The organism is Okeania sp. SIO2B9 (assembly GCF_010672505.1).
In the GTDB taxonomy this organism is placed as follows: Bacteria; Cyanobacteriota; Cyanobacteriia; order Cyanobacteriales; family Microcoleaceae; genus Okeania; species Okeania hirsuta.
This window is the reverse complement of record NZ_JAAHGK010000081.1, coordinates 1-10,893: the sequence shown is the minus strand read 5'-3', so window position 1 is coordinate 10,893 and position 10,893 is coordinate 1. Positions and strand designations below refer to the sequence as shown.

11 protein-coding genes are annotated in these 10,893 nt (G+C 36.3%); 4 read left to right on the top strand and 7 right to left on the bottom strand.

Annotation, left to right across the window (positions count from 1 at the left end; translation table 11 throughout):
• A partial coding sequence (locus F6K13_RS05170) for a phosphoglycerate kinase (RefSeq protein WP_287286953.1) occupies window positions 1-742 on the top strand: 742 nt, incomplete at its 5' end.
• A gap of 2,069 nt (window positions 743-2,811) precedes the next feature.
• On the opposite strand, the gene F6K13_RS05165 is transcribed toward F6K13_RS05170, so the two are convergent.
• From F6K13_RS05165 to F6K13_RS05155, 3 genes are all read right to left on the bottom strand, one after another.
• Window positions 2,812-3,252, bottom strand: coding sequence for a hypothetical protein (locus F6K13_RS05165; protein ID WP_124147332.1), 441 nt, complete (start codon window positions 3,250-3,252; stop codon window positions 2,812-2,814).
• Between the two features lie 297 nt (window positions 3,253-3,549).
• Window positions 3,550-3,711 carry a hypothetical protein gene (locus F6K13_RS05160; RefSeq protein WP_161564718.1) on the bottom strand — a complete coding sequence of 54 codons (162 nt, stop codon included), beginning with the start codon at window positions 3,709-3,711 and terminating at the stop codon, window positions 3,550-3,552.
• Window positions 3,712-3,979: 268 nt separating this feature from the next.
• The gene (locus tag F6K13_RS05155) at window positions 3,980-5,113 is read right to left on the bottom strand and encodes a PP2C family protein-serine/threonine phosphatase (protein ID WP_124147369.1); all 1,134 of its coding nucleotides are present in this window, start codon (window positions 5,111-5,113) and stop codon (window positions 3,980-3,982) included.
• A 351-nt stretch (window positions 5,114-5,464) separates the two neighbouring features.
• Between F6K13_RS05155 and F6K13_RS05150 the strand changes: the two genes are divergently transcribed.
• Window positions 5,465-5,959, top strand: coding sequence for an ATP-binding protein (locus tag F6K13_RS05150; protein WP_124147333.1), 495 nt, complete (start codon window positions 5,465-5,467; stop codon window positions 5,957-5,959).
• Window positions 5,960-5,982: 23 nt separating this feature from the next.
• Here the strand turns inward: F6K13_RS05150 and F6K13_RS05145 are convergent, their stop codons facing one another.
• Entirely contained in the window at window positions 5,983-6,753 is a 771-nt protein-coding gene (locus F6K13_RS05145; RefSeq protein ID WP_124147334.1) for a DUF1350 family protein, read from the bottom strand.
• A gap of 315 nt (window positions 6,754-7,068) precedes the next feature.
• Between F6K13_RS05145 and F6K13_RS05140 the strand changes: the two genes are divergently transcribed.
• Together F6K13_RS05140 and F6K13_RS05135 are read left to right on the top strand one after the other, a co-directional pair.
• Window positions 7,069-7,863 (top strand): helix-turn-helix domain-containing protein, encoded by a 795-nt coding sequence (locus F6K13_RS05140; protein ID WP_287286952.1) that lies wholly within the window; start codon window positions 7,069-7,071, stop codon window positions 7,861-7,863.
• A 173-nt stretch (window positions 7,864-8,036) separates the two neighbouring features.
• Window positions 8,037-8,534, top strand: coding sequence for a zinc ribbon domain-containing protein (locus F6K13_RS05135; RefSeq protein WP_240039178.1), 498 nt, complete (start codon window positions 8,037-8,039; stop codon window positions 8,532-8,534).
• 330 nt (window positions 8,535-8,864) lie between these two features.
• On the opposite strand, the gene queC is transcribed toward F6K13_RS05135, so the two are convergent.
• The 3 genes from queC to F6K13_RS05120 form a co-directional block, all read right to left on the bottom strand.
• The gene (gene queC, locus F6K13_RS05130; RefSeq protein ID WP_124147370.1) at window positions 8,865-9,536 is read right to left on the bottom strand and encodes a 7-cyano-7-deazaguanine synthase QueC; all 672 of its coding nucleotides are present in this window, start codon (window positions 9,534-9,536) and stop codon (window positions 8,865-8,867) included.
• A gap of 26 nt (window positions 9,537-9,562) precedes the next feature.
• Window positions 9,563-10,117 carry a DUF2808 domain-containing protein gene (locus tag F6K13_RS05125; protein WP_124147337.1) on the bottom strand — a complete coding sequence of 185 codons (555 nt, stop codon included), beginning with the start codon at window positions 10,115-10,117 and terminating at the stop codon, window positions 9,563-9,565.
• 182 nt (window positions 10,118-10,299) lie between these two features.
• The gene (locus tag F6K13_RS05120) at window positions 10,300-10,866 is read right to left on the bottom strand and encodes a 5-formyltetrahydrofolate cyclo-ligase (RefSeq protein WP_124147338.1); all 567 of its coding nucleotides are present in this window, start codon (window positions 10,864-10,866) and stop codon (window positions 10,300-10,302) included.
• Between the last annotated feature and the right edge of the window lie 27 nt (window positions 10,867-10,893).

Genomic DNA, 10,893 nt, shown 5'->3' with positions numbered 1-10,893 from the left:
TCACCGCGCTCATGCTTCGACTGAGGGTGTGACTAAATATTTGAGTCCTTCTGTAGGTGGTTATTTAATTGAAAAGGAATTAAAATTCCTCCAAGGTGCAATTGATAATCCTCAAAAACCTTTGGCTGCAATTATTGGTGGTTCTAAGGTTTCTAGTAAAATTGGTGTGATTGATGCTTTGTTGGATAAGTGCGATAAGCTGCTATTGGGTGGTGGCATGATTTTCACTTTCTACAAAGCTCGTGGTTTAAGTGTGGGTAAGTCTTTGGTTGAAGACGATAAGCTAGAGTTAGCTAAGTCTCTGGAAGCTAAGGCAAAAGAGAAAGGCGTGGAAATGTTATTACCTACTGATGTAGTTGTAGCTGACAAGTTTGACCCAGAAGCTAATACTCAAATCGTTAGTGTTGAAGCTATTCCTGATGGTTGGATGGGTTTGGATATCGGTCCTGACTCTGCAAAGGTTTTCCAAGATGCTTTGGGTGATTGCAAAACTGTGATTTGGAACGGTCCGATGGGTGTGTTTGAAATGGAGAAATTTGCTAAGGGTACTGAAGCGATCGCGCGTACTCTTGCGGATAAGCAGGATGCTATTACTATTATTGGTGGTGGAGACTCTGTTGCTGCTGTAGAACAGTTGAATTTGGGTGAAAAAATGAGTCACATTTCTACTGGTGGTGGTGCTAGTTTGGAATTGTTGGAAGGTAAGGAATTACCAGGTATTGTTGCTTTAGACGAAGCATAAATTGCTTTAAGCGATCGGTAAGTGCTTCTCTGTTTTACACTATAAAATAGGGAAGCATTTTACATTAGCAAAAGTAATATTATGTCTGGTTGAACAGTTATAAATCAACGACGGAGGAGTCAGGTAGGGAAGCCGTCGGATGGGCGAGGTACAGGAGGAGTGAGTCACGGGGGAAGAAAGAGGAGGAGAAGCAGAAAGTTTTTTTATCACTAATTATCCGGACATGATATAACTCAAAGAAAAAGAAGAAGTTCTAAAAAAATCATCCTAGAACAACCTTTGATTAATCAAACAATAACTGCGGGTACTCAAGTAATTGAATTTACAGCGTTGGTAATTAATGGGATGATTTATATTTTGGGGTAGCGCTCTGTAACCTACCCCGGTTAATCATTGGGGGATTGCCCCTACAAATTTCATCCTGTAATTTACCAACGCCAATTTACAATACCCATTGAGATTCCCAAGAATGACACCCCTTCATTTGAGACAGATAGCAATTGAATTATTTGGGAAGTTGAACTTGCTGGTAGCAGTGCTATTTCTGGGTTAGATTTTGACAGCATAGGTGACGGCATCTATAAAAATATTGGTAAAGTTGTTGCTGATGATGTCACCGACGAAGATCCTAGTCACTACGTTAACGGCGAACCAGATCCTCAAGACCCTGGTATTGACATTGAAAAGTTCACTAATGGTGTAGATGCTGACACCATAGAGGAAGCAGTAGAAATTGCTGCTGGTGAGACAGTTACTGGGACTTATGAAGTGACTAACACTGGTGATGTACCCTTTGACGAAAATGAAGTTGTAGTCACTGATGACCAGAAAGGTATAATTTTGTAAACTGGAAAATTTTTTTATTGGGATTGAGATGTAGATATTAATGCTGTATGTACACTAGATAAGTGATAGTCCTGTATATGTAGTGATAAGTCAATATAAATTATTAGTTTTTGAGATTAATCTTGAAAATATTACGTTTTTAGACAGTGTAAAGTTCTTGGAATAACTATTGCTAGCCAAGGCTTTCAGGGACTCAAGGTTAAAAACTATCGATTCAGAATAATAGGTGCTTTCATCCATGGATAATGGATAATGGATAATTACCTCTCCCTAAAAGGGAGAGGATTAACTAAAAGGAAAAAATTTATTTTTTTCCCCTTGAAAGGGGAAGCTTTCAACCTGAATTATTTAATTATTTAATTATTAATTCTTCAGTAAGCCTTTTCCAGTAATACTTATCAGTCTTGAGAGCACACCGTTTTTTAGAAGAACTTTGTACTCTCCAGTTACGTTTTCTCCTGCTGAAAAATTTAAAAATTTATTGTCTAGGCAATATAGCTGCCTCTAGGATCTGCCTTTCATGTCGCGCAGCAAAACGCTTCATATAATCAGCTATAAAATCATCAGGAATTAACCCCAAACATTCTAAGCAAAAAGTATCCTATTATCTATTGAAAGTAATCATAAAAAATCTCTATCTCTATAATTCAGTTCTGCCCTAGTTGTGGTAGTAATTATATTGTTAAAAATGGGATTATTCACTTCAGAAAAACAAAAATATCAGTGTCAAAATTGTCTGTGAAAATTTGTGGAAAATAGTAAAATAAATTATATTTAGTAATGAAGCCAAAGAATTAATTGATAAATTAGTTTGGCACTTTTTAATTCGTGTAACAGGTGTGTCGAAAAAATGGTTCCAGAATTACGTTAATAATAAGTATGCTGAAGTTTCTCGGTCTATTAAATATACTAAGAAAAAACTGGGTAAACTCATAATCCAATGTAATGAAATGTAGTCATTTGTTGACCATAAAAATCACAAACAATGGCTCTGATTAGCAATTGATATAGAAACTAAATGAAGCGTTTCGCTGCGCTACATGAGAGGGGGAGACTAGCAGCAGCTATATCGCCTGACCACAATTTTATCACTACATATACAGGACCACCGAAATATATTAGAGACTGTTTGTATTGATTTATCATAATGAATAGAGGAAATAATTACTCTAACATCTTAATTTTTAATTTTTGCTTCAATCGCAAATCAACAATACCTAGTTTTATTGTTGTTGATAAGTAATTTCTTCTCTCTTCACGACCAGACCATTGATTGCTAGACTAAAAGAACCATCATTCACTCTGAAAGTTTTATTTCCATCAATTGCAGCATATCCTTGATTAAATTCTACAGGTAACTCTAAAACTTGATTCGGATTAGATTTTCTGCCTGCAACTAACATTAATTTACCATTTGGTTGACGACAAATATTGGCAAAATAGTTCTTGGATTCAAAATAATTTACTTCAGACCAGTTGTCTCCACGTTGAAGACAAATACGCCGATTATTCCGGGGAAGTTCAGCTAATAATATAGTTCCTTGCTCTGTTTCTAGATTGTTATGATCTGCTAGAGCTTTTGCTAAAAATGTATATAAAAAGAATGTAGTAATTGTCAACAGTCCTAACTTTAAGAGCTGTTGATTAGTCTTAACAAAATTCACAGTTTAGTTCTCCGATAAATTAATTAATGGATTCCATGATACAACATAGAAGCAAAATTTAATAATTAAATTTCTATGATTCAATAAAAAGCATATCTGGCAAGGGAGGCGAATTAAACTTTCTTGAAATAAAAATCAATAGAGCTACTATCTCTCTTGACATACTTTTTCAAAAAATTGACTACACACATAGGTTATTTGTTCTTCACTGATAGTCTTACCATTTTCTACAATACTTAAAGTAGCACCTGTTACAATATAGGTAATATTTCCGTTTTCAGCAACATATCCAGTTCCCTATTCAGCTATTGCAGGTATCTTAATAGCATTTTCAGGATTAGCTTTTTGACCACCAATATAAATTAATTGACCATTTGGCTTTCGACAGATATTGGCAAAAAAATTAGCTGTTTCTACATAATCAAAGATGTTACTAAAGGCAGATTTTACTGAAGGCATATCTGCAAACTATTAGTGGTCTGTCAACTTTGAAGTGATGGATAGATTTTTGTAACTGTGATTTTTGGGTAATGTTTTTTGGGTAATATGACCCCTCAAAACTATCTTGACAGACTACTACAAACACCCTAAGTATTTTTAACAAATATTTATCACACCTGATATAAGCTTTTGAACATTTAAACTATAGAACTTCTTGATCAAAGGGAACCCTTAACCCTTAACAAAGAACATAAAACCTAAATGTCTCTTAGCTTATATCAGCAAGCTAACCAAAAATAATTTTTAGTAAAGAAAAATCATCACTAAAGGCATGACCACAATTCAAATCTCGCACATAGTTTAATATCTTATCTAGATGAAAATAACCGTATTTATGGTACTCTAAAATTAGATCGATAAAGTTATCTATACCCCAGATTTCTCCTCCAGGTTGAGGAATTTCATAAACACCATCACTAAAGATATACAGAGAACTTAACTTCTCAACTAAACAAGAATTATCAACATAAGTCACATCTGGAAACATACCAATAGGTACTCCTGGAGTTTTCAACTTATTCACCTGACTAGGCTGACCATTACCTAAGATTAAAACAGCCGGAGGATGACCTGCACTTGCATATACCAGTTGATTTTCAGAGCGATTATACACCCCATACCAGATTGTAAAGTATTTGTCATTTTGATAGGTCATCTGGTAAGTATTATTTAAAGCTCTAAGTACATCACTAGGTTGATGGTAATCTATATTCGGTATTGCCTTCGACCTTAATAAATTCAAAACTGACACAGAAGGAAGTGCTGCCCGTAAACCATGGCCAGCTACATCCAGTAAATACATAGCCAAGTAATTTTCGTCTAGCCAATAATAATCAAAGCAGTCTCCTCCTAATTTGTGGGAAGGAATAAACTGTGATTCAACTTTTACTGGTTCCATTAAGGGTTCTGGTAGAAGAGAGCGCACATAATCAGCAGCTTCAGCTAATTCTGCTTCTAATAGTCGCTTTTGGGTTTGTAAGTCTTGAGATAGCTGATGTAATCGTAACCCTGCTCTGACCCTGGCGGTCAATTCACTCATTTCTATTGGTTTAGAAATAAAGTCATCAGCACCTGCGTCCAGACCCTTAACTCGATCTTGAACCGTTCCTAAAGAAGTTAATAAAATGAAGAAAGTAGTAGATAGTTCAGAATTTGTTTTAACTCGGCTGCATACCTCTATTCCTGTGAGTCGTGGCATGACCCAGTCACAGATAATCAAAGCAGGTTGTAAATTTTGTGCCTGTTGAAAACCATCTTCACCATTACTTGCTACCGTCACTTCATAACCCTGTTTCTGGAGAACTCTTTTGAGCAATTCCTGAATGGCAATATCATCATCAATAACCAAAATTTTATACATCATGCACTCAGTTCAACAATTCACTGTTTCGGCTAAAGCCAACATAAAAGTGAGTAGACCAACAGGAGTTTTTATTTCACTCGCTTCATTTGAATGAAGCAGGAGGAAGGATATAAGTAAAGTGCTAATATTTTTTGTCTTTTCTTAATTCCTTCATTTTGCAGATATTGGGTTTAATTCTCCCACGCCTTTTAAAAATTAGTGGTCTTCAATCTTACATTGGGATCGAATCCCTTTTTTCATCAACTTTCTTCATTTTTTTTAATTATTTACATAAATTTTATACACATACTTTACAATATAGCTTAGGATATACCTAAAATATTATGTAATAAATTTAAGACAGTAAGTGTGAATAAAGTCAAAGGATCTGATAAATTACCTACGAAACATAGTGCTTTTTTACAAGTTAGTTCAGACCTTAGAGAAAACGACAAAGTTTTGTCATGGTTTGAACAATTATATCAAGCAGCTATTCCGAAAACAGTTTGGCTACAGTGTGAGCTGGCTTTGGCTGAAGGTTTTACTAATGCAGCCCGCCATGCCCATAGAGATTTATCTAGAGAAACACTTATAGACATTGAAGTTACAATATTCAGTGACCACACAGAAATTAGAATTTGGGATTGTGGTCCGCCTTTTGACTTGGAAGAATGGTTAAAAGCACAACCAGCTCAAACAGATATGTTTGCTCCTGGTGGACGGGGTATAAAACTTATGTATGCCATAGCAGACAATATTAGTTATACCCGTAGCACATCCGAAAATCGGAATTGTTTGTTAATTAGTAAAGATTATTGGCCATACCCCAAAGAACAAAATCAAACTTCTGATAGTAACAGCTAAATCTAAAATGTGTGAGTGTAAAGCTATGAGATTTGTGCCAATGGATTGAGCCAAAGCAAAATTTCACGTTTAAGTTGATTGAGGTCTCGATAAACTTCTTGTTTGAGCCATTGACCGATCGCATCTATAGGAGTATATACTTTTCCTACAGGCCAATTTATATCTTGGCCCAAAGGTGTTAAATGATTTCCATTTAATCTTTTAACTGTCACCAGATCGGGAAAACGTAATCTCAACAAATCACTCAAACGAAGAGTTTGATCTATATCATCGTCTTTAAATTTAATCAATAAATTGCGCCGAATTTGATAACGCTTTTGAATTAGGCGGTTTGTAATCTTAGGAGATGGAGTAAATTCTACTTTTATCACAGGAGATATCTGTTCCACCAAGGGTATTGCATCACGAGCTGCAGAATTATTAAAAGATATCAAAATATTTCCAGCTCTTTCTAGAGAAAATAAGCTACCTATCAGTAAATGTAACTTACATCCCATGCTATGCCCAATGCCATATATAGGTAGACTTTTTTTTCGCAGTATTCTTTGAGCATAAATAAGATTGAGACAGCTATCAAAACTGCTGAGAACATTTTTAGCCATTGCTAAATGATCTAAAGTATTGACAAAAGGAGTCGCTATTACTGCATATCCTTGATTTGCTAGCATTTCCAATAACCACCGATAAGTTACATTGGGTGCAGTTGCAACAAACGCTCCTCCCAAAAAATGTATGACTGCTTTGGGGTGAGAAGGTATTAGTACCCAATTACCAGAATTTTCTTGCCATTCCATAATTCAAAACTATAAAAGTTTTTGTCTTGACAATTACAATATTTAGTGATAACAAAGTTGAAGAATTATTTTGTGTTTAAAAGAGGAAAATTAAAACACAAAAATCTAAAACAGTATTATTTTTTAATAAAATTGTAATAGCCGTTAATAAAATTTTAAGGGAAATTGGTAGAATTTGACAGATTCAATTAGTTAATCCGCCTATATTTTTTTTGTTTTTATTTTTTAACTCCCCCGGCGGGAAGTCCCGCGCTCTCCCCTTGGGGAGCGTCGTATGGGATATCCGGGCGTTGTCTGTGTGGTTTGCCCTTATTTTTGATATACTACCTAATTGTAGATATAAAGGTCGATTCTGCCATGCTCCTGAAATATAAGTACAAGCTCAAGCCACATAAAAGGCAAGGGGTAATTATAGCTAATTGGTTAGAATTAGCTCGACGACAATATAATTACCGTTTAGCTGAAAGGTTAAACTGGTTTGAAGCAACGCGCACACCAGTCAATGCTTGTCCACTTAATGTTTCAGTAGTGCCAATAGAACGGATTTATCAAAATATCCCCGAATTTAGAGTGCATTTTGGAGATGGCAGGAAAAAAGACAGTGATGGTAATCCCATAACAAGGAAAGGGGATCAACATCCGAATTTAGTCAATGGTTATGTTTTGTGGGAGACTGTTCAATTGGCGGACTTAGCACAAACTAAAAAGCTATTTCGGGAATACAAGTCTATACACTCTCAGGTCCTGCAAGATGTTATCCAAAGAGTACAAACTACTATGGATAACTTTAGCAAACCCGACAAAAAAGGTAAAACCAGTGGTAGACCTAAATTCAAAGGTAGGCATTACTATAACTCTTTTAGTTATCCTCAACTATCAAATGCAAATATTGTCAAAAATGCCAACGGTCGTTTTTGTGTAAATCTGCCAAAAATTGGCTTAGTCGCTTTAGTATACAATCGTCCAATACCAACAGGATTCAAAGTTAAGACAGGTACAGTAATCCGTGAAGCAGACGGATGGTATATTAGCTTCACGATAGAAGATAAGACGGTACCTTATGAGGTTGTAGAAATTCAACCCACCGAAGATAACTCATGCATGTATTGATTTAGGATTGTTGCACTATGTTGTTACCAGTGATGGTGAGTTTATAGAAGTTCCTAAATTTTTCAGGCTCTCTGAATATCGGTTGTCTAAACTACAGGTCAGATTAACTAAAAAAACAAAAACATTCTAAGTCTTGGAAAATTCTCAAACGCAAAATAGCTAAACTGCATCAGTTGATAGCTAGACAACGACTGGACTGGCAATTCAAACTTGCTGATCATTTGTTTAGTGATGTAAGGGTGATATTCCTTGAAGACCTACTTACAGCAAACTTACTCCGACGTTGCAAAGCTAAATTAGGAAGTAATGGTCAGTTTTTGCCTAATGGCCAATCAGCTAAGTCAGGATTAAATAAGTCTTTGCAAGATGCAGCGTTTGGTCAGTTTGTTCAGGTTTTAGAGTATGTTGCCTGGAAACTAGGCAAGAGAATTATCAAAGTAGACCCAAAAGGTACGTCTCAACATTGCTGGGAATGCTTGAATAAAGTATCGAAAAGCTTATTTGAGCGTTGGCATTCCTGCCCTAAATGTGGACAGGAACTAGACAGAGACTATAACTCAGCACTACTAATACAAAAAATAGGATTGTTATCAACACAGGGGGAGGACATCACCTCTGTTAAAACTGCAGTCAGGGCTTATCTGACTGAAGAATCCCGCGCTCTCCCGTAGGGGAGCGTCGGGAGTATGTCAATACTCTCAGATAGTTGATTTCTGGGAAATTCCTACAGCGCTTTTGCTGATTGATGACCTGACGTCACAATCAAAACCCAGTAGAGACCTTCCATGGAAGGTCCCTAGTGTGGTCTACCGAAATGAAAACCGCTGTAAGTAAAAACTTCTATTGCGATATTCGCAACAAAACTATCAACTCCCTGAAACAGGAACTATAGCGCTACATTCAGGGAGTAGGAAAAAAGCTGACTAGATACAGATAATCAGCAATTAGCCATTCCGGCAATTTGTAAATATACCAGCGCGTACTACTATGAACAAAGATTTTTAATCAGACAATGGATCTTTTAATCCCAACTCCTGGAAAGCAGCTAACCGCAAGCGACAAGAATCACATACACCACAAGGTTTTTCTTCACCTGCATAACATGACCAAGTTTTTTCCCAAGGTACTCCTAAATTATTCCCTAATTGAATAATTTCGGTCTTTTTCATATCAATAAGTGGGGAAACAATAGCGATCGCTTCACCCTCCCTCCCCTGTTTAGTTCCCAGGCGAAACACTTCTTGCATGGCCTGAATATAGTCTGGGCGACAGTCAGGATAACCCGAATAGTCTAAAGCATTCACCCCAATATAAACCCGACTCGCATTGACAACTTCAGCATAAGCGAGGGCAAAACTCAGAAAAATAGTATTACGCGCTGGAACATAAGTAATAGGGATATTTTGCGACATTTCCTCAACAGAGCGATCGTTTGGTAAATCAATTTGATTATCAGTTAATGCTGATCCTCCCCATAGTCTGAGGTCAAAACTAACAACATGATGTTCTACTACACCAACACTTTCAGCAATTTTTTTGGCTGAGTCTAATTCTCGACGATGGCGTTGTTGGTAGTCAAAAGAAATAGCATAACATTGACAACCATCTGCTTTTGCTTGGTACAAAACCGTTGAGGAATCTAATCCTCCTGATAATAAGATAACTGCTTTCACCATTCTATAATTTTTAGTAATATCTTTTAATCATAACTATTAGAACTGTCATAAAAATGAAGTCTACCATAGCCAAGAAAATGACCAGATGATTTTTCTCCCACAGGAAAAGCTGTCACCCCAAATAAATATATACCCCCATACTTAGGAGTCCGCACTGGACGCAAACCTATAGTAAAAGTTTTGCCTGGAGGTACTGGAGGGTTAAAGGTTACTGAGACAGTATTAGTTTCCCGATTGATCGCCACTTCCTCAACTGCCAGTTGCTGTCCTTTCTGGCGATGAGTTCCTTCAAAGGCAATAATTTTCTTTGGGTTATATCGGATATTGCCAGATCCTTCAGTTTTGGTAATTGTTACTCGTTCCAATGGCACTCCAGCATCAGGCAATAAACTGAGAGTAAAGTAATAGGTTGCACTCCAAACATAGGTTTCACTACGGGTAGTCACTGCCTTAACTAGGCGAGGTGGTTGAGCAAAATAAACTGTACCATCTTTTGTCTGAATTGCTAAAGTAGGGGTCACCAACAAATAACAAACAATAAAGAAGAAGGAAAAAATTTTCAATTTAGGAACTAACATATAATCATTGAGCAAATAAGTTAATTATGACACTACTTGGACTTATATAGAACTCCGTTCTGCTTACACTAACAAAAACTTTCTTCTTCTTTTGTTACTTATTTTTTTCCTCTTAACTCCTAACTCCTGACTCCTGACTCCTGACTCCTCCATGAAGATGCCTATTGCCTATTATACACTATCTATTTTACACCATTTTCTGTACAAACGGCACTTAGAGGTCTATCCCAAGGATCTATTGGTAATTGTTGTAAATAAGCAAATTCAAATACAATTCCTATAGTAGGTTTTGATGCCCATTCTTCAGAACTTAACATCCGGTCATAAAAACCACCACCATAGCCTAAACGATAACCATTTAGATCACAAGCAACAGCAGGAATTAAAATTAAATCTACTTCTGATGAATGTAATAATGGTGCATTTGATTCTGGTTCTAAGATACCATAAATGCCTTTTTGTAAATAACTTTCAGGTTGCCAAATATGCCAAGATAGAGTTTTTTTGACACACCGTGGAAATCCCCAATTTTTATTAGAAACTGTTGAATTTTCTCGATTATTTGTAAATAATAAACTAAGGTCTACTTCTTGACGGAAACTAAAGTAGGCTAAAACAGTTTGAGCTTTTTGAAATAGGGAGTAATTTTGTAAGTGGTGGCAAAGGCGATCGCTCTTTTCCCTCCATTCTGTCTCCGACATAGACTGACGTTTTTTTAACAGCGAGCTTCTTAATTCTTTTTTGAGCATTAATCTAGTGGGACTTACACTTAAAAA